This window comes from Paenibacillus sp. LHD-38 (assembly GCF_031157315.1).
Lineage (GTDB): Bacteria > Bacillota > Bacilli > Paenibacillales > Paenibacillaceae > Pristimantibacillus.
Genome location: NZ_JAVIFU010000024.1, coordinates 24,153 through 42,681, shown reverse-complemented (window position 1 = coordinate 42,681; position 18,529 = coordinate 24,153). Strand labels below are relative to the sequence as shown.

16 protein-coding genes and 1 pseudogene are annotated in these 18,529 nt (G+C 48.4%); 9 read left to right on the top strand and 8 right to left on the bottom strand.

Going from position 1 to position 18,529, the window contains the following annotated elements:
• The first annotated feature begins 27 nt into the window (after positions 1–27).
• Positions 28–237: a YrzA family protein gene (locus RCO25_RS20270; RefSeq protein ID WP_308997944.1), complete on the top strand. Its 210-nt coding sequence runs from the start codon at positions 28–30 to the stop codon at positions 235–237.
• 124 nt (positions 238–361) lie between these two features.
• On the opposite strand, the gene RCO25_RS20265 is transcribed toward RCO25_RS20270, so the two are convergent.
• The 4 genes from RCO25_RS20265 to RCO25_RS20250 form a co-directional block, all read right to left on the bottom strand.
• Complete coding sequence (locus RCO25_RS20265) at positions 362–1,813, bottom strand: amidase family protein (protein ID WP_308997943.1); 1,452 nt, start codon at positions 1,811–1,813, stop codon at positions 362–364.
• 207 nt (positions 1,814–2,020) lie between these two features.
• Complete coding sequence (gene tatC, locus RCO25_RS20260; RefSeq protein WP_308997942.1) at positions 2,021–2,758, bottom strand: twin-arginine translocase subunit TatC; 738 nt, start codon at positions 2,756–2,758, stop codon at positions 2,021–2,023.
• Between the two features lies 1 nt (position 2,759).
• On the bottom strand, positions 2,760–2,975 hold the full coding sequence (locus tag RCO25_RS20255) for a twin-arginine translocase TatA/TatE family subunit (RefSeq protein ID WP_308997941.1): 216 nt from the start codon (positions 2,973–2,975) through the stop codon (positions 2,760–2,762).
• A 75-nt stretch (positions 2,976–3,050) separates the two neighbouring features.
• Positions 3,051–4,676 carry a PhoX family protein gene (locus RCO25_RS20250; RefSeq protein ID WP_308998000.1) on the bottom strand — a complete coding sequence of 542 codons (1,626 nt, stop codon included), beginning with the start codon at positions 4,674–4,676 and terminating at the stop codon, positions 3,051–3,053.
• Positions 4,677–4,939: 263 nt separating this feature from the next.
• Between RCO25_RS20250 and RCO25_RS20245 the strand changes: the two genes are divergently transcribed.
• From RCO25_RS20245 to RCO25_RS20235, 3 genes are all read left to right on the top strand, one after another.
• Positions 4,940–5,530, top strand: a complete 591-nt coding sequence (locus RCO25_RS20245) for a DUF1989 domain-containing protein (protein ID WP_308997940.1) — start codon at positions 4,940–4,942, stop codon at positions 5,528–5,530.
• Between the two features lie 72 nt (positions 5,531–5,602).
• Positions 5,603–6,229: a LysE family translocator gene (locus RCO25_RS20240; protein WP_308997939.1), complete on the top strand. Its 627-nt coding sequence runs from the start codon at positions 5,603–5,605 to the stop codon at positions 6,227–6,229.
• Positions 6,230–6,304: 75 nt separating this feature from the next.
• Positions 6,305–7,078 (top strand): YqcI/YcgG family protein, encoded by a 774-nt coding sequence (locus RCO25_RS20235; protein ID WP_308997938.1) that lies wholly within the window; start codon positions 6,305–6,307, stop codon positions 7,076–7,078.
• Positions 7,079–7,092: 14 nt separating this feature from the next.
• Here RCO25_RS20235 and RCO25_RS20230 read toward each other — a convergent pair whose 3' ends face one another.
• Complete coding sequence (locus RCO25_RS20230) at positions 7,093–8,403, bottom strand: amino acid permease (RefSeq protein WP_308997937.1); 1,311 nt, start codon at positions 8,401–8,403, stop codon at positions 7,093–7,095.
• Positions 8,404–8,580: 177 nt separating this feature from the next.
• On the opposite strand from RCO25_RS20230, the gene RCO25_RS20225 reads away from it, so the two are divergent.
• Positions 8,581–9,435 carry an SDR family oxidoreductase gene (locus RCO25_RS20225; protein ID WP_308997936.1) on the top strand — a complete coding sequence of 285 codons (855 nt, stop codon included), beginning with the start codon at positions 8,581–8,583 and terminating at the stop codon, positions 9,433–9,435.
• A 99-nt stretch (positions 9,436–9,534) separates the two neighbouring features.
• Here the strand turns inward: RCO25_RS20225 and RCO25_RS20220 are convergent.
• Positions 9,535–9,939, bottom strand: a pseudogene (locus RCO25_RS20220) (cell wall anchor protein); the annotation flags it as partial.
• A 694-nt stretch (positions 9,940–10,633) separates the two neighbouring features.
• Between RCO25_RS20220 and RCO25_RS20215 the strand changes: the two are divergent.
• The 4 genes from RCO25_RS20215 to glpK are packed head-to-tail and all read left to right on the top strand — an operon-like array spanning position 10,634 to position 15,398.
• On the top strand, positions 10,634–12,067 hold the full coding sequence (locus RCO25_RS20215; RefSeq protein WP_308997934.1) for an L-fucose/L-arabinose isomerase family protein: 1,434 nt from the start codon (positions 10,634–10,636) through the stop codon (positions 12,065–12,067).
• Between the two features lie 18 nt (positions 12,068–12,085).
• Entirely contained in the window at positions 12,086–12,928 is an 843-nt protein-coding gene (locus tag RCO25_RS20210; RefSeq protein WP_308997933.1) for a transketolase, read from the top strand.
• 5 nt (positions 12,929–12,933) lie between these two features.
• Positions 12,934–13,872 carry a transketolase family protein gene (locus tag RCO25_RS20205; protein ID WP_308997932.1) on the top strand — a complete coding sequence of 313 codons (939 nt, stop codon included), beginning with the start codon at positions 12,934–12,936 and terminating at the stop codon, positions 13,870–13,872.
• A 2-nt stretch (positions 13,873–13,874) separates the two neighbouring features.
• Positions 13,875–15,398, top strand: a complete 1,524-nt coding sequence (gene glpK / locus RCO25_RS20200) for a glycerol kinase GlpK (RefSeq protein WP_374992138.1) — start codon at positions 13,875–13,877, stop codon at positions 15,396–15,398.
• A 163-nt stretch (positions 15,399–15,561) separates the two neighbouring features.
• Here the strand turns inward: glpK and RCO25_RS20195 are convergent, their stop codons facing one another.
• Together RCO25_RS20195 and RCO25_RS20190 are read right to left on the bottom strand one after the other, a co-directional pair.
• Positions 15,562–17,664, bottom strand: coding sequence for a glycoside hydrolase family 3 N-terminal domain-containing protein (locus tag RCO25_RS20195; protein WP_308997930.1), 2,103 nt, complete (start codon positions 17,662–17,664; stop codon positions 15,562–15,564).
• A gap of 70 nt (positions 17,665–17,734) precedes the next feature.
• Entirely contained in the window at positions 17,735–18,529 is a 795-nt protein-coding gene (locus tag RCO25_RS20190) for a sugar phosphate isomerase/epimerase family protein (protein WP_308997929.1), read from the bottom strand.

The following is an 18,529-nucleotide window of genomic DNA, read 5'->3' as shown; positions in this document are numbered from 1 at the left end:
TTAAATCTATTCTTAGGAGATATACAAATGGACTTCCGATTAGATCTCATTGAAAACAAAATCGAATTTTTCGAGGCTTATGATTTGAAAACATTGGAGCTGAAGATCGATCAGCAAATTGAGAATAACAAAGGCTTGCTGTTAGAGGTATTCCATGTCAGCCATCATGCCGTATTCAATCCCAAAGTCGAAAAAATGCTTTATAGCGCGGTCGTCCACTTTAAAGCAAAAAAATAATTCGCTTTGCGAAACAAAATCCTCCCGACGGGCAGCAATCGGGAGGATTTTGTTAATTTAGGGGTGAAAGCACCGGTTATCGCAAACTTTGTCCGATGCTCGATGCTAAGGCAATTTGAATCGGTTAGATAAAGCTCTTTAGAGAAGGCGGCCGCCGTACCAGACTCGCCTGCTCATAGGAATAAGCTAGCTTAATGAGCATCGGCTCTTCGTAGGCTCTGGCAGCGAACGTAACGCCAAACGGCACTCCCTTTGCCGTATAGCCTGCCGGAACAACAATAGAGGGATAACCAGCGCGCGAAGTAATTCTTGCGCCAAAATCCGCCGGAAACAACAACGCATCCAATTGATGATCCTTCATTGTCGCATCCAGCCCCTCTTCCTTGCAGAACCTTAGATCTGCCGCACGGTCCCGAAGATATGGAACCTCGGTCTGCGTTCCTGAGGTTGTCGTTTCAGCGCGCAGCAATGTTACTTGCCCGTATTTCAACGTCTCGACCGGATGCTCATTATTAAAAGCGATAATGTCCTTGAGCGTACGTACTTTGAAGCCGGGCGGCAGCTTGGACAAGTACGCATTCAACGATGATTTAAATTCATTCAACACAACGGAGGAATACACAATTTGACGGGCAGTTCTCACATCTGCCGGGTCAACGATCACAGCTCCCTGTTTTCTCATCAGCTCTACTGCGTCGTTAAATATACCAAGCTGCTCTTCCGTTAATTCCTCGAAGAAATAATCTCTCGGGATCCCGATTCGTGCGCCTTCAAGCCCTTTGGGATCAAGAAAAACACTGTAATCCTCCTGCTTTCGCCAATAGCCCGCTCCCATAGCAGCATCGCCTTCATCATGCGCGGTGATCGCATTCAATACAAGCACGGCATCCGTTACCGTTCTGGCCATTGGTCCTGCTGTATCCTGCGTGTTCGAAAGCGGCAAAATGCCCGAACGGCTTACAAGTCCCACGGTCGGCTTAATGCCCACCGTGGAGCTTAAATTCCCCGGGTTGAGTATTGATCCCGAGGTCTCTGTTCCGATGGAAGCCATACAGAAATTACAGGCTACAGCCACTCCCGAGCCTGCACTCGATCCGCCTGTCGGCGTCGATATGTTGTAGGGGTTAAGAACTTGTCCGCCGCGCGAACTATAGCCGGAAGGCATGCCTTCCGTCATAAAATTAGCAAACTCCGTCATATTCGCTTTACCCAAAATGACAGCGCCTGCTTCCCGAAGCCTCTTCACGATAAAAGCATCTTCTCCCGCGAAGGAGCCCGCAAGTGCTAGGGATCCCGCACTCGTATGCATATTATCGCCCGTATTTATATTATCCTTCAGCAAAATCGGAATACCGTGCAGCGGGCCTCTCGGTCCTTTCGCAGCACGTTCACTGTCCAGCGCAGAGGCAATAAACAAAGCATCGGGATTAAGCTCAAGCACGGAATTGATCGTTAGTCCTTCTTTATCATGAGATGCGATCCGGTCAAAATAACGCAGTACCAGTTCGCGAGACGTAATCTCGCCTGATGCCATTGCTGCTTGAATGGACGAAATGGTTGCCTCTACGATTTCCATGTCCCGATTGCCCCTTATATAATCCGAATAAAAGTAGTATGAGCCTAGTATATACTATTTTTTGGCAAAGAACATCTCCGCTTCTTTCTCCCGGGCAAGTTATTATTATTTTTATGGATAGAAAAACATTTCATCTCATACTTCCTTATATTTAAAACAAAAAAGAGAGAAGGCTATTCTCAGCCTTCTCTCCCTATTCATCTGCAGTCATGCTGCCATCCCTTCGTCACCTGCCAGCTTCAGCTGCTTGCGGTAGACCATTTTGGAGATGGATATACTGATTTCATAAAGTAAAAACAACGGGACAATGACGATAATATCAGACAGAATATCAGGAGGAGTTATCGTGATCGCAATGAGCGCCAGAATGAAATAAGCAAGCTTTCTTGCCTTAGCGAGCCTATTCGGATTCAAAATGCCCAGCTTGGTCAGAAACATGACGATTGCCGGCATCTCGAACAGAAGACCAAAAGGCACGGTCATATGAATCATGAAAGTAAAATATTTCTGGGCCGTATACATCGTTACAAACTCATTTGCTGCCATTTCATTCATGAAATGGAGCACCATCGGGAATAAGATGAAATAACCGAAACAAATGCCGACGATAAACAATATACTAATGCTTGGAATGAACACAAGAGCGGCGCGCTGTGCTTCCTTTGGCACCGCAGGTGTGACAAACTTCCAGATTTGATAAGCAGCGATAGGCAATGTAATCGCAATGGCGACTACACCGGCAATCATCATATATACCCATATGACATCCGAAGGACCTAGCAGCACCAGCTTTTGATCCATATTTCTTACCAGCCACTGATAAATATCCTTCACATAGATGAAGGCCGCCGCCATGGCGACTAAGAACGCGACAAGCGTTCGAATCAGCCTTGAACGCATTTCCTCCAAATGTCCGATTAAGCTTTGATCATTCGGATTGCTCATGTTATTTCGCAGTCGACGCTGCTGCCTCCGGCGTCTCCTCAGGCTTGCGCTTATCGTCGTCATCGCCGTTTACAAGTCCGCGGGTTGCTCCTTTAAATTCGCTTAACGTTCTGCCAAAAGCGCGTCCGAGCTCCGGCAGCTTCGAAGGACCAAATATGATAAGCGCGATAATAAGGATTAATACTAATCCTCCGATTCCAATATTGCCAAATGGCATATCCTCAGCCCCTTTTAAGTTAAAATGCAGCCGCAGACAACAAGTCCGCGGCTATTCGCAAAGCATCTTCATCCATTAGCCAAGCTTAAATCCGCTGATCGCAACAACTGAGCATCTTGCCTTGGTATCGCCTGCACGGTGCGGCCATGTGCTTGTAGGCTTGCTTAAATCTGTTGTATTCTCGCCTGGATGCTGCACCGAAAGGAATAAGGTTTGCTCATCAGGCGTAAAGAACGGACCCGTAAGCTCGCTTTCGATTGGCGCCGACGCAAACTGCAGTGCGATTGCCTGATCCGGCCCGCTCGTCGGAATGACGAATAATCCATTGTTCATGAACGACTTATGAACGCCTTTATTTTGGCTGCTGCTCGAAATATCCGTCACGACCCAAAGATGGCCATTGGAATCAAACGCCAGGTTATCAGGCGAGCTGAATCCGGATTGGCGGCCGCCCGCGGCAAAAATCTCAAAGTCGAATTCCAAAGCGGCCAAATCATTGTTCGCTTCGAATATTCGTGTAATATGACCATGAATATTTCCGTGATTATCATTGTTTGTGTGGCAGATAAAGATCGTATTGTCAAACGGCGAAATTTCAATATCCTCCGGTCGATCGGTTGGTGTGCCTCCCACAAGCAGAGCAGCCTCCTGACAGAAGGTAACGACATCTCCTTGTGTCTTGAATTTTTTCAGCGCCTCAGGCTTGTCCTTGGCCGCTTTGGTAACCTCATCCAAAGTGACCGGCATCCACTTCCCGCTCTTCAAATTGGCAACATAGAGCGTGCCATCCTCCAGCAGAGCAGAATTCGCACGGCCTTTTAGCTTATCGAACTTCCCTTTGCTTACAAATTTGTAGACGCATGCGTCTTTTTTGTCATCGCCCATGTACACCACAACACGTCCGTCAGGCGCAAGCCCCATTGCCGTATTCTCATGGTTGAAGCGGCCTAGCGCAGTATGCTTCTTCAGGTACGACTTATCGAAGGGATCTACTTCAATTACCCAGCCGTAATGCGTTTCTGGAAGCTTTGACGCTGCTGCGGTTTCCGCGAAATTTTCTTCACAGGAAAGCACGGTATTCCAGAGGGTAACGCCGCCGGAGCAATTCGCAAACGTACCGACAGCAGAGGTTGCGCCGCCAACGGCAGTGCTGCCTTTTGCAGGACCCGTAAGCTGAAACTTCGTATATCCATTGATTCGGCGGGCATGCGTCGATGTTTTATCCATCTTCCATGTCCCTTTCTCATCACGGTACACTTCGATGACAGACATGCCTTGGTAATAAAGATTTTTATGCAATTGATCCGCTGTCATCTTGCCGTCCTTCACGGGACCAATCGAGAAAATCGTGCTGTATTCATGGTTATTAACGAGAAGCCCTCTTACATTTGATCCCTTAATTGGAAAGAAAGCATTATAATCGCAGCCAGATCCGAATTTTTCTCCCGCTTCGTTTATTACATCATCAAAGGCAGCTATCACATCATATTTAAAGTTTTTTGGCAAAAGGAGCTGATCTTCCTTAGAAGGAGAAATCGGCTCAAAATAGCCGCTAACCCGGTTCGTGTTAAATCCAAACAAATGATCAGCTGTTGCAGACATGGCAGAGGCTTTGCCGTTTAAAACCCCTAAACCTGCCGATGCTGTTGCAAGTGCAGCTGCACCTGTACCCAAATACGAAAGAAAGGTTTTGCGATCCATCGATTTGTTCAACTTTTCCACTCCTCATGTATGTGATCTACTCTTAGACAAGCATAATAAGGAACTGTTAAGCCAATGTCACCTTAACCTGGAAATATTGTAAATGGCGGAATGATTATCATTCCAGCTTCTGCGCCAAACCTTTCTTGCCATAGGTGCCTACGGCTTTAGTTACCTCGCATACAGCTAACGCATTGCATGACAAATCCCTGCATTAGCCATACTGATAGGATGAACAGGCATAGCTGAGCAGGAGGATTTTCATGACAAAACGACATTGGCAGATTCCCGCAACAAAAGGTTTGAGCTTCCGAATGGAAACCGGGCAGGTCCTTCGGGTGACCGACATCGAGGGTGAGCAGGTTGCTGACCTTGTCGCATATCGTTCCGATGATTTTAGCGAGAGGCTAGATCCCGGTGTAACCATGGATGCCTTGCACGCGATGAAAGTAAAGCCCGGAAACAAACTGTACTCCAATAAATACAGACCGATTCTCACGCTCCTATCCGATACCGTAGGACAGCATGATTTTATTAATCCAGCATGCCGTTCCGAAATGTACGAGCTGCTATACGATAAGAAGGAACATGCTAGCTGCTACCATAATCTAAATCATGCGCTTGACGCTTTCGGCATTCCCTCGCCTGACCAGCATTACCCCTTCAACCTATTCATGAATACGGTTATAAAACCTTCAGGACAAATCAGCGTTGAACGACCGCTTTCTAAGCCTGGAGACTATATTGAGCTCCGTGCGGAAATGGATTTGATCGTCGCCATTTCTGCTTGTCCCTGCGTCGAGAGCGCGTGCAACGGCTACAATTGCACAGCAATTGAGGCTGAAATCCTTTAGCTTCTTCTACCATGAAAGAACCTTGAATAGAATGACTTGTACATATCCATTTCTATTCAAGGAGCGATGCTTATGAGTGCTTTTTTCGCTTATATGATTCTAGGTTTATCTTTATCCGCGCCAATCGGACCGATCAATGCCGCTCAGTTGGATAAGGGCGCAAGATTCGGCTTTGCTCATGCATGGCTGGTCGGTTTTGGAGCAATGTGCGCCGATTTGTTGTACATGCTGTGCATCTACTTTGGGCTGGCGCATTTTTTGAGCACCCCGTTTATGAAAACCTTTCTGTGGCTGTTTGGCTGCTTTGTCCTTCTTTATACCGGGATAGAAACCTTGAAGAATATAAAAAAAATGCCTGAAGCAGGCGTTATCGAAACAGCCACCCGATCAAGCTCCTTTCGTTCCGGATTTCTGATGGCGCTCACGAACCCGCTCAACATTTTATTTTGGCTCGGTATTTATGGCTCCATTCTGGCAGAAAGCGTTCAGAACCACGGTGTCTCTCAAGTGCTGTGGCATAGCTTTGGTATTTTTGCCGGCATTTTGCTTTGGGATTTTGTCATGGCCATACTCGCAAGCTCCTTCCATAAGTTCGGAAATCGAAAAACCTTGAAAATCATTTCCGCAGGAGCCGGACTCTCTCTGATCGGCTTCGGACTCTACTTCGGCTATCAAGCTTTTTTGCAGCTCACCCGTTAAATCAGGCATTCACCCATAAAACCTTCTTCGCATAGTATGCTTCGTCATACTTTCTGAAGGAGGTTATATTTTTTTATGGCTGAATTAACAAGTAAAGCATGGCTTGATGAGAACTTCATCCATATACCGGAATGGCAGCAGGATGCTTATCGCCAATTTGCAAGCATGATTGCAGATCCTGCCAACAGTTATCCCTGTATACCCGGCCGTTATGGCTTTCTAACGAATAATTTACGATTTGGTTTTGCTTCCGATCCTCGAGACGAGCAAGCCATTACCGAGGTGTCGCAGCTGCTGCGGCAGTATGGCGAAAGTGCTCATGAAACGGGGAAATACGCTTCGCTCGTTATCTTTTTTAAGACGCCTGAAGAGCTGCGCAGCAGCTATACGATAGAAGATTACGAGGAGCTGTTTTGGTCGGTATTAAGCCGTGTCAGCGCAAAGGATGAGACACCTTGGCCGGATGCCATATCAACAGACCCTTCCCATCACTCTTGGGAATTCTGCTATGATGGCCATCCTTATTTCGCCTTTTGCAGCACCCCTGCCCACACCGTTCGCAAGAGCCGTTTATCGCCTTATTTTCTCATCGCCTTTCAGCCGCGTTTCGTTTTCGAGGAAATCAATGATTCCACCCCGTTTGGACGCAACATGAAAAAACTTATCCGTCAAAAACTAGTGGAATACGACGGCGTACCCGCCCACCCCTCTCTCAAATGGTACGGCCAGGAGGATAATCAGGAGTGGAAGCAATATTTTTTGCGGGATGATGAGAGCTCTCCATCCAAATGTCCTTATACTTATATGAAAAACAAATTTAAAGGCTTGAGCCTGCGCTTTCATAAATAACGGCAAAGAAGAAGCTAGGCTTGCGCTTTTTTTGCCCAGATCCGATTCATAACCATAGTAATAAGAAGTACGATCACAACAATCAGCAAGCTGCTCCAAAAACCGGCTCTCCCTGTCCGCTCCGCAAGGACACCGGAAACCGCGGCAGCAATCAATCCGATGGCAATCCATGTTTTCAACTGCCCGCCGGCTTTGGGTTTCATCAGCTTTAGATAGGTAACCAGCACAAACAACCAAGTATATAGAAGCACCAAACCTCCGGCAGTCGTAATATGCTCGAATATTTTTTTCGGCATCAGTAATGCGAGCACAATGGAGACGCACAGCCCCGCCGTATTGACGCCTAGCGCATACAGCGGAAGCTCTCGTTTTCCAATTTTCTTTGCCAGCCATTTTGGGGCATCTCCATCATCGGATAAGGTCATCAGCATGGCGGAGACTCCGTATAAAGAGGCAACGAGAATCGAAAATCCGGCAATGATTAGAACGCCATTCAATATATGCACCAGCACCGGCAGATTCATCGCGGCCAAAGGAATAATGAGCGGACTTTCATCTGGCAGCCACTGTTCCTTTGTCATAAAAAGAAGCGCGATGCCGATGGAGCAAATATATAACACCGTTACGATGGACAGCATAATCCATCCCGCTTTAGGAGCTTCCTTCGGATGACGCAAATTCATTGCCATAAACCCCATGACTTCAATGCCGCTGAAAGCATAAAACGCATAGAGCAATCCTTTCCAGGCACCCAGCCATCCCGTGTCACCCCATTCAGACAAGCTTTCTTTCATAGAATGAACATTGCCTATCCCTTTAACCATTGCGTATCCCGCAACAATAATAAACATAACGATTGCTGCCATTTTAACGAGAGCAAATATATTTTCTGCTTTGTTAATCCCATTGGAGCCCAAAATAACAACGAACAATGCAAGAACCGAGTAGCCTGCGGCAAAAATCCAAAGCGGTATGCCCGGAAACCAATATTGCGAAAATAATCCTATCGCCGTTAATGAGCTTCCTAATATAAGCATCTCCGAGGACCAATACACCCAGCCTAAACTAAAACCAGCCCACCTGCCGAACGCTAATTTGGCATAGGTTCTAAATGAGCCCTTCTCGGGATGCTCAGCTGTCATCTGCGCCAAAGCCTCGTATACAAATAGAGTAGCGATCGCCGCCAGCAAAAAAATTAAGAGCACGAAAAAACCGCTTTTTTTTATCGCGATTCCCGAGCCTAGAAAAAATCCTGTTCCTATCGTGCAGCCTACACCAAACAAAGCAAATTGCCACCAGGACAATTTATCCTGAGATGTCCGCATCCCTGTCGCCTCCATTTCTTTTGTACTGTTCGCTTCACAGCTGGTTTTTATTCTCAGTTAAAGCTCCTCTGGATTCCGCCGATTCGAATACGAAGGATCGATTAAATACATAACCCGATGCCGGCATCGATATGATTAATCAATTACAATCTTTTGTATGAATAGGAGGCTGATGGAATGGAACCTTTTTCCCCTGAGCTGCTGAAAGGAAAGGTCATCCTCATAACAGGCGGTGCGACCGGTCTTGGCCGCGCCATGGGAGAGAAATTCATTGCGCTCGGCGCTCGCATCGCGATTGCAAGCCGCCGGGAAGAAGTGCTGAAACAAGCAGCTGAAGCCATGAGCCTGGAATCAAGCCAAGTTTTCCACAAATGCTGTGATGTGCGTAATCCCGATCAGGTAAAAGACATGATTGATGCCGTTGAAAGCCATTTTGGCCATATCGATATCCTTATCAATAATGCAGCCGGCAATTTTATAAGCCCAACGGAAAGGCTCTCAACAAATGCCGTCGACACCGTCTTAAACATTGTTTTGCACGGTACCTTCTATACGTCGCTGGAGGTTGGGAAGAGATGGATTGCTGAGGGCAGATGCGGTACGATGCTGAACATCGTCACGACCTATGCATCAACCGGATCAGGCTATGTAGTTCCTTCCGCTGCTGCAAAAGCGGGCGTATTAGCCCTTACAAGGTCGCTTGCCGTCGAATGGGCGAAATACGGCATTCGTCAGGTCGCCATTGCACCTGGTCCTTTTCCGACGGAGGGCGCTTGGTCACGTCTCTCCCCTACGCCAGAACTGGAAGAAAAAATGATTGGCCGCGTTCCGCTGAAGCGGGTCGGCAACAAGGAAGAGTTGGCAAATCTGGCTGCTTTCCTTATATCCGACTATGCGGCCTATATGAACGGGGAAGTCGTAACGATTGACGGCGGAGAATGGCTGCAAGGCGCAGGCCAGTTCAACGGCTTGTCGGAAGTAACTGATGAGCAATGGGATGCTTTGGCTGCGCTGACGCGAAGACGCAAATAAAACGCTCAATTGAAAAAACAGCTCATTTCTCCCGAGAGATATGAGCTGTTTTAGTAACATGCGTTACTTATTGTTCTCGCCTTTCGCTTGATGGCGCGGTCCAGTAGATGCATTGCCTCCAGATGTGTTACCGCCGGATTTGTTTCCTCCTGAACGTTTGCCACCAGATGTGTTACCGCCGGATTTGTTTCCTCCTGCACGTTTGCCCCCAGATGCGTTGCCGCCGGATTGGTTTCTTCCTGCACGTTTGCCGCCCGATGCGTTGCCGCCGGATTGGCTTCCGCCTGCACGTTTGCCACCAGATGCGTTGCCGCCGGATTTATTTCCTCCTTTACGTTTGCCCCCAGATCCATTGCCGCCGGATTTGTTTCCTCCTGAACGTTTGCCGCCAGATGTGTTACCGCCGGATTTGTTTCCTCCTGAACGTTTGCCTCCAGATGCGTTACCGCCAGATTTGCTTCCGCCTGCACGTTTGCCGCCTGATGTGTTACCGCCGGAGCTGTTTTTTTCTTTTTTCTTATCTTTTGCCATAGATGCAATTCCTCCCATTAGAAGCTTCATACAACATATGATGAAAAACTAGCTTTCGTAACTAGTCATCTGATTGTTTTATAGAATTATAGATTCAGCTGAAGGTAGATTCGGAATAACTGCACACCAAAAGCCACGTATTGTCCATTAGACACATACGGGGCTTTTTCGGCCATATGGAGCAATCAGAGCTTTATGCCATAAAAGAAATTCGTTTCGGTCTTGTCCTATACTGTTTGCCGTTATTTCATTCCCAATTACAAATAACTGCTAGAAATGAACTAAAAAAAAACTAAACATAACAACTATCATTTTTCATTTCCATTTGGAATAATGTTGAGCCTAATTTCATCTTTTATGACCAAACATACAAGAAAAACAGCTTGAACAATAGTTTTTTTTATTGATGAAATCGTACTTTTTTAACTTTTTCCATAAAATAATCTTAACACCCCCCTTTCGCTTACTACTAAACTTTCAGTATTTTTATCAGATATTATACTAAACTTTAAATAAACTTATTGACCACATTAAAATTAAGTGATAAATTTAGTCAAAAGAAGCACTTATTTTAAGCACACTGTGAAGTCTAAGAATTTAAGTTTAGTTAAACATTTATCATTGTTAATGTTCGTTAAGTATAAAACAAAGGGAGTGCACAGGCAGAATGAAGAAACTTAAATTGGGATATGCCCCAACTAGAAGGTTTACTTTCAGTGCGGAGGATGCTTTTAAGTACAAGGTATTAATTAAGGAGAAAATCAACAGCTTCGGTCTTGATATGGATATCGTCGATCTGGAGGGAATTAACCAAGAGGGTCTGCTTTACGACGATAATATTAACGCTGATCTTATTATCGACCGTTTTAAGCAGGAAAACGTTGATGCGGTTTTTTTCCCCCATTGCAATTTCGGTACGGAGGATACGGTCGCAAGAGTGGGCAAAGCGCTTGGCAAGCCCGTGCTTCTATGGGGACCGAGGGACGAAGCGCCGCTTGAGGACGGCATGAGGCTTCGCGATACGCAGTGCGGCTTGTTCGCGACAGGAAAGGTGCTTCGCCGCTTTAACGTGCCCTTCACTTATGTCACGAACAGCCGAGTTGATGATCCTGTGTTCGAAAGAGGCTTCACGAACTTCGCGGCGGCAGCCAATGTCGTAAAGCATTTCCGCAGCCTGCGGATACTGCAGATCGGACCGCGCCCCCCATCGTTTTGGACGATGATGTGCAATGAAGGCGAGCTTCTCGAACGTTTTGGAATCGAGATCCATCCGATCACATTAGTCGACATTCAAAGAGAAACAAAACGGATCGAGAGTGGAAACAGCTCGGAGCTGACTGCCGCGATTGATTATATTAAAGAAAAGCTGGACTGGTCCGAAGTTACGGAAGCAGACGTTAAGCGAATTGCCGCTCTTAAAGTAGCGATGAAGTCGTATGCGGTCAAAACGGGCAGCTCTGCCATCGCGATCCAGTGCTGGTCCTCCCTTCAGGATGCCATGGGCATCATGCCTTGTTTAGCAAATGCGATCTTAACCGACGAACAAATTCCGGTGACCTGCGAAACGGATATTCACGGAGCTATCACTTCGGTTATGGTGCAGGCGGCAACGATGAACCAGCATCCTACCTTCTTTGCAGATCTGACCGTGCGGCATCCAGAAAACGCAAACGGCGAGCTTCTTTTCCATTGCGGAAATTTCCCGGTATCGTTGTCGGTTGAGAATAAGCCGAAGCTGCGCAAGCATTTCCTGTTTGACGATCATGCTCCCGGTACGCATGAGGGCGAAATCAAGGGCGGTGAAATGACATTGGCCCGGTTCGATGGCGATCATGGCGACTATCAGCTATTCCTAGGCAAAGCCCGAGGCATTCAAGGGCCGTATACACGCGGCTCCTATGTTTGGGTCGAAGTAAATGATTGGCCGCTTTGGGAAGAAAAACTCGTAAAAGGCCCTTATGTGCATCATTCCGTAGGTATTCATGCGAATGCCATTCCAGCTTTATATGAGGCATGCAGCTACATTCCGGGACTTACGCCAGATCCCGTTGACCCTACCGAACAGCAAATTCAAGCTTGGCTTCGCGGGAGCGGCTTATAAACGAGGAGGAATATTAGCATGGAGACAATCGCATTAAAGGCAAAGGCAGCAAACATCCGGATGGACCTTCTTCGAATGATTCACAACGCTAAAACCGGACATACCGGCGGCTCTTTAAGCAATACGGACATTTTGACGGCCTTATATTATCGAATTATGAAGCTTGATCCTCAAAATCCGAAATGGGATAAGCGAGACCGTTTCATAGCAAGCAAAGGGCATTCCGTTGAATCTTTGTGGTGCATCCTTGCTGATCTTGGTTTTTTTCCAAAGGAAGAGCTGCAGACCTTCAGCCAGTTTGGGTCACGGCTAATCGGCCATCCGAACAATAAGGTGAACGGCATTGAGATGAACACGGGTGCGCTTGGCCACGGGCTTGCGATATCCGTTGGCATGGCACTTGCCTCTAAGCGCGATAAAAGCGGCTACCGCGTTTTCTGTCTCATGGGCGACGGTGAACAAGCGGAAGGGTCCGTATGGGAAGCTGCCATGGCAGGCGCACATTTTAAGCTCGATAATTTAATTGGTATCATCGACCGCAACCGTTTGCAAATCAGCGGATCTACCGAGGATGTGATGGGGCTTGATCCGCTTGAAGACAAATGGGAAGCTTTTGGCTGGCATGTGGTATCAATCAACGGAAATGACATGGATGAGCTTGTTCATGCGCTAGAGGCTGCCCCCGCTGCAGGAAACAAGCCAACTCTTATCATGGCGAACACCGTGAAAGGTAAAGGCGTTTCCTTTGCAGAAAATTCGGCGAAGTGGCATCATCATGTCCCTAGCGACGAGCAGCTGGAGCTTGCAATTAACGAGCTGACGGCTTTACTTGAAACCTATCAGTTAGAAAGGAAGGTATAAGCGTCATGGCAAATAAAATTCCGAATCGGCAAGTCATTTGCGACACACTTCTGAGATTGGCAGAGAATGACCCTGATATTATGGTTCTTGCGAGCGATTCCCGAGGCTCGGCTGCGATGGCGCCGTTCGCCGATACGTATCCAGAGCAATTCGTAGAGGTTGGCATCGCGGAGCAAAATATCGTTGGCATCGCGGCCGGTCTAGCGCACAGCGGCAAAAAACCTTATGTAACATCCCCTGCTTGCTTCCTAAGCATGCGGAGCATCGAGCAAATCAAAGTCGATGTCGCATACTCCGCCACGAACGTTAAACTGGTCGGCATTAGCGGCGGCGTCAGCTACGGCGCGCTCGGCATGTCTCATCATTCGGTGCAGGATCTTGCCGTCATGAGGGCGATCCCGGGTCTGGCTGTTGTTCTGCCCGCGGACCGGCATGAAACGAAAAAAATGACGGAGGCGCTCGTTTCCTACAAAGGCGGCGCCTATATGCGAATTGGCCGTAATCCGGTCGAAGACGTATATGAATCCGATGATTATGACTTCGTAATCGGTCAAGCAAGAACGATGCGCGAGGGAACGGATATTACGATCATTGCCGCTGGCGAGACGGTCAGAATCGCGCTGGACGCTTATGCCGAATTGCTGGAAGCTGGCGTTTCCGCGAGAATCATTAACATGCATACCATTAAGCCGCTTGACGAAGCCGCGATTATTAGCGCCGCGCGCGAGACGGGACGCATCATTACGGTTGAAGAGCACAGCATTCACGGCGGGCTTGGTGCAGCGGTAGCTGAAGTCGTCGTACAGCATCATCCCGTTCCCGTCCGTATCCTAGGCATTCCTGATGAGCCGGCCATCGCCGGAAAAACCGCCGAGGTGTTCGAACATTACGGTATCAGCGCGAATAATATCAAGCAGATTGCTTTGGAGCTGCTGGGCAGATAAGGATGGCGGCCATGGGAAAATATATTTTAGCGATTGATCAAAGCACCTCCGGCACGAAAGCACTGCTTGTAGATGGCGACGGAGTAATTCTTGGCAAAAGCTCTGTGGAGCATAAACAATACTATCCGGAGCCTGGCTGGGTCGAGCATGACCCGATCGCAATCTATGAGAACGTGAAGGAATCCGTACTCGACGTTCTTAAACAAACAGGTACAGCCGTGAGCGAGCTCGCCGTGCTTACCATCACCAATCAACGAGAAACAGCCATCCTTTGGGACCGGATTACGGGTCAGCCCGTTTATAATGCCATAGTTTGGCAATGCCAGCGGACATCAGAAGCATGTGCGGCCTACCGTTCCGAAGGGCATGAGCCTGCCGTACTGGCCAAAACGGGACTGATGCTGGATCCTTATTTTTCTGCCTCCAAGTGGCGGTGGATTCTGGATCACGCAGAGGGCGCAAGCGCAAAGCTTGCGGAAGGAAGACTTCTAGCCGGCAACATGGACAGCTGGTTGATCTGGAAACTGACGGGAGGCAAAGTTCATGCAACGGATTACACGAACGCCAGCCGGACCTCATTGTTTAACATCCATACGCTGGAGTGGGACGAGGAAATGTGCCGGATATTCGGGGTCCCCTCCTCCCTGCTTCCTGAAGTAAAATATTCGGACGAGAAGTTCGGATTTACGGAGAAAGACAGCTGGCTCGGTGCAGCCATCCCGATCTCCGGAGTAATTGGAGATTCCCAAGCAGCGTTGTTCGGCAACCTGTGTTTGGAAGAAGGTATGGCGAAGGCGACCTACGGTACGGGAACTTCCGTGCTGATGAATATTGGCTCGCAGCCTGCATCATTCGGCAGCGGATTGGTTCAGACTATTGCTTGGGGCAGGGAGAATAGCGTGACTTACGCGCTCGAAGCGGTCATCCGTACATCTGGCGACAGCTTGAAGTGGCTTCGGGAAAACTTAGAGTTATTTGATTCCTTTGAAGAAATGGACCGTTTACTGGAGCAGGTGCCGAGCAACGAAGGTGTTTATCTTGTTCCCGCCTTTGTCGGACTCGGAGCTCCGTACTGGCAGCCGAATGTAAGGGCAGCTATATCTGGCATGAACCGGGGAACAGGAAAAGCGCATATCATTCGGGCTGCACTCGAGAGCATCGCCTACCAGGTTTTCGACGCAGTAGAGCTGCTTCAATCGGCTTCAGGCATTACGCTCGAGGAGCTTCGCGCCGATGGAGGTGCAGCGGAAAATACGTTGCTGATGCAATTTCAAACGGATATTTTAAGAAAAAAAATCGTTAGGACCGGAGTTGCCGAGCTTTCCGCTATGGGCTCTGTATTTTTGGGCGGGTTAGCTGCCGGGATTTGGCGTTCTACCGAGGATCTAAAAAAGAGAGTTCAGAGCTCACGAACGTACGTCCCTCAAATGAAAGAGTCCGAAAGGGCCGCTTGTCTGGATGGCTGGCGAAAAGCAGTATCCGCACTGCTCTTTCAAGATGAATGTTTATCATTATCAAAAAAATGAGATTACCGCGATGGCACTGGCTTCCCAGTCAATATGCTGTATGCGCTTTTGGTGCTGGATAGTATAGCTAGGAATCGAAGTGAAAAATAGGCTGCCGGATATTTCGGCAGCCTATTTATATAAATCAGTTTAAAATAAGCTGTAACGGACACATCCAGCTAACTTACGAATCAACCTCGAACTTACCTTCCAGTCCATCGGTGCTGTTTGGCCCCACCCATACTCGAAACGATCCAGGCTCTACAACAAACTGCTGCTCGTTATTTACAAAGCCCAAGTGCTCCGCAGTCAGCTCAAACTCGACGGTTTGAGTCTCACCAGCTCTGAGCATTATTTTCCAAAAGCCTTTCAATTCCTTCACGGGCCTAGTAATGGAAGCGAATTCGTCGCAAATATAGAGCTGCACGATTTCTTCGCCGTCCATGCTGCCCGCGTTGAAGATGCACGCCTGTACCTTCAAGCTCCCTTGGGGAGAAATGCTAGGCTTACTGAGAACCAAATTGCTATACTCGAAAGTCGTGTAGCTCAATCCATATCCAAATGGATAAAGCGGCTCCACATTTGCATCGACGTAATGCTTCATTTGGGGTCTGCCTGTTTTTTTAGCGCTATAATAGATCGGAATTTGCCCTGCGTTTCTCGGGAACGTGACAGGGAGCTTTCCGCTTGGATTGTAATGGCCGAAGAGAACATCAGCCGTCGCCATTCCGGCCTGTATTCCGAGCTGCCAAGTTTCTACAATAGCCGGAACATGCAGCTGCGCCCACTCAACGGATAACGGTCTGCCGTTTACCAGCACCAGAACGACCGGCGTTCCCGTATCATGGATTGCCTTCAATAGCGACATCTGGCAGCTAGGAAGATCCAAAGATGTGCGGTTGTTATTTTCCCCGCTCATGTTCGCCGTTTCACCGAGTACGACGATCGCAACCTCGCACAGACTTGCAATAGCCGCCGCTTCGGTTTTTTCGTTTTCCGTCCCCTCAGCAGTCCCGCAGCCTTTGGCGTACAAAATCTCCATGCCGGCGTTTACCGCGGTGTGAATCCCATCCACGATCGTAACAACATCGCTGCTTCTGCCTTGCCCGCTCCAGCATCCGAGCAGCGCATCGCCATCATTAGCAAGCGGACCAATCACGGCCAACTTGCGAATCGTTTGCTTAAGCGGAAGCACATTTCCCTCGTTCTTCAAAAGCACGATGGACTCGCATGCCATATGACGGGCTGTTTGCACATGATCAGGGGCGAGCAGAATCGTCGAAGCAAGCGCTGGGTCCGTATATGGCCGGTCAAATAACCCTAATTGAAACTTCATGCTCAGAATCCGTGACACGGCATCGTCAATGACCAATTCTGATACTATGCCCTGTCTGACCAAATCAAGTAAATGCTCATGGTAAACGAGAGACTGCATGTCCATATGAACGCCGGATTCAATAGCGAGGCGAGCCGCTTCTTCCCGTGACCGGGCGTAGCCATGCTCGACTAATTCACCGATTGAATCCCAGTCACTAACCACGACGCCTTCGAATCCCCATTGCTGCTGTAAAACCTCTTTTAAGAGCCAACCGTTACCCGCGCATGGAACTCCGTTCAACTCATTAAAAGCCACCATGATCGTACCGGCACCAGCTTCGATTGCCGCTTGAAACGGCGGGAAGCAGATTTCCCTTAACCGCCTTATGGACATGTCAACCGTATTGTAGTCCCGACCCGCTTCAATAAACCCATAACCGGCAAAATGCTTTGGGCATGCCATCATATAGGGTCTGTTGTTCCAATCATTGCGTTGAATGCCCTTTACCCGGGCCCGGGCCATTTCCGAGCCCAAGTATGGATCCTCTCCCGCTCCTTCGGCTATTCTTCCCCACCTTGGATCTCGCGTAATATCCACCATTGGGGAAAGAACCCACTGAATGCCTTCCGCCGAAGCTTCCCGTGCCGCGATTGCCGCGGTTTCCTCTACTAGCGCAGGGTTCCAGCTGCAAGCCTCTGCAAGCGGTATGGGAAATATCGACCGGTAACCATGGATAACGTCAGCTGCAATAAGGAGCGGTATGCCTAGCCGGGATTGCTCCACCGCGATACGCTGCAGCTCATTAACCGTCTCCGCCCCTTTCACGCCAAGTAAAGAACCTACCCTTCCTTCTCTTATTAACGATAGATCATCGGTTGGATTAAACGTCCCAAGCTGCGTCATCTGCCCAACTTTTTCAGGCAGCGTCATTCGAGCCAATAATGCTTTCACTTTATTTTTTATATTCATTTCCGTCCTTCCTCCCTGCTTACTTATGAAGAAGGACTTTTGCCGGATCGGCAAAAGTCCTCCCATTCTGTTATTTAGAAGCAAGCGTCTTCAAATAGTCCACTGACCGCCTTACATCTTCTTCCATCGTACGGATCGGCCGATTCTCCTCGTTATGCAGCAGCTCAAAAGTCAGCCATCCGCAATACCCGGTATCCGCGAGTTCGTGAAGCAGCTTCTGCATCGGAATATCCCCTTCAAGGAGATCTTCGGCCGGAATCCGGCCATGATGATTTCTAAAATGAAACGCATCGATTCTTCCCGGATACTTCCGAATCCAGTCGATCGGATCGTACCCGGCGACATGCGCCCATCCAGTGTCTATGCAAAGCCCTACATTCGGACTGGCGTACTCCATGACGCTGCGAAGGTCTCCTTCCGCATTATGCTTCTCATCCGCATGATTGTGCAGACTTGCTTTAAGACCCCAATGTTCCGCGACTGCAGCGATACGGGACAAATACTCTCCTTGGCGCTTGAATTCGTCCTCCGTTTTTGGGAGTGAAATGCCCCAGCCTCCTTTTGGATCGGCATTCACGATAAAATCCGTACCTCCAGCTTCCGCCAAGCGCTGGGCAAACGGCTTCACCGTCTCTTCAATAGGAATGTCCGGTTCATGCAGATTAAGCCCCATGTACGAGCCAGATAATGATAAACCATATCTCTTAGCTAGACTTATCAATTCCGGCTCCGGGTCCATTTCGACGGCATCCATGCCGGCTTCAGCGCACGACAGAAAAACCTCTTCCCATGTAAATTCTCTCCGGTCAAGTCTGTATCTTTCGTGCCAGCCGTACATGGCGGTCGAAAATCCTTTTATGATCAT

Bases quoted from the DNA above. Each gene is read 5' to 3' on its own strand.
- RCO25_RS20270 (WP_308997944.1), top strand. From the start codon at position 28: ATGGACTTCCGATTAGATCTCATTGAAAACAAAATCGAATTTTTCGAG.
- RCO25_RS20245 (WP_308997940.1), top strand. From the start codon at position 4,940: ATGACAAAACGACATTGGCAGATTCCCGCAACAAAAGGTTTGAGCTTC.
- RCO25_RS20215 (WP_308997934.1), top strand. From the start codon at position 10,634: ATGAAGAAACTTAAATTGGGATATGCCCCAACTAGAAGGTTTACTTTC.
- RCO25_RS20190 (WP_308997929.1), bottom strand. From the start codon at position 18,529: ATGATCATAAAAGGATTTTCGACCGCCATGTACGGCTGGCACGAAAGA.
- RCO25_RS20265 (WP_308997943.1), bottom strand. From the start codon at position 1,813: ATGGAAATCGTAGAGGCAACCATTTCGTCCATTCAAGCAGCAATGGCA.
- RCO25_RS20250 (WP_308998000.1), bottom strand. From the start codon at position 4,676: ATGGATCGCAAAACCTTTCTTTCGTATTTGGGTACAGGTGCAGCTGCA.
- RCO25_RS20210 (WP_308997933.1), top strand. From the start codon at position 12,086: ATGGAGACAATCGCATTAAAGGCAAAGGCAGCAAACATCCGGATGGAC.
- glpK (WP_374992138.1), top strand. From the start codon at position 13,875: ATGGCGGCCATGGGAAAATATATTTTAGCGATTGATCAAAGCACCTCC.
- tatC (WP_308997942.1), bottom strand. From the start codon at position 2,758: ATGAGCAATCCGAATGATCAAAGCTTAATCGGACATTTGGAGGAAATG.
- RCO25_RS20240 (WP_308997939.1), top strand. From the start codon at position 5,603: ATGAGTGCTTTTTTCGCTTATATGATTCTAGGTTTATCTTTATCCGCG.
- RCO25_RS20205 (WP_308997932.1), top strand. From the start codon at position 12,934: ATGGCAAATAAAATTCCGAATCGGCAAGTCATTTGCGACACACTTCTG.
- RCO25_RS20225 (WP_308997936.1), top strand. From the start codon at position 8,581: ATGGAACCTTTTTCCCCTGAGCTGCTGAAAGGAAAGGTCATCCTCATA.
- RCO25_RS20230 (WP_308997937.1), bottom strand. From the start codon at position 8,403: ATGCGGACATCTCAGGATAAATTGTCCTGGTGGCAATTTGCTTTGTTT.
- RCO25_RS20235 (WP_308997938.1), top strand. From the start codon at position 6,305: ATGGCTGAATTAACAAGTAAAGCATGGCTTGATGAGAACTTCATCCAT.
- RCO25_RS20255 (WP_308997941.1), bottom strand. From the start codon at position 2,975: ATGCCATTTGGCAATATTGGAATCGGAGGATTAGTATTAATCCTTATT.
- RCO25_RS20195 (WP_308997930.1), bottom strand. From the start codon at position 17,664: ATGAATATAAAAAATAAAGTGAAAGCATTATTGGCTCGAATGACGCTG.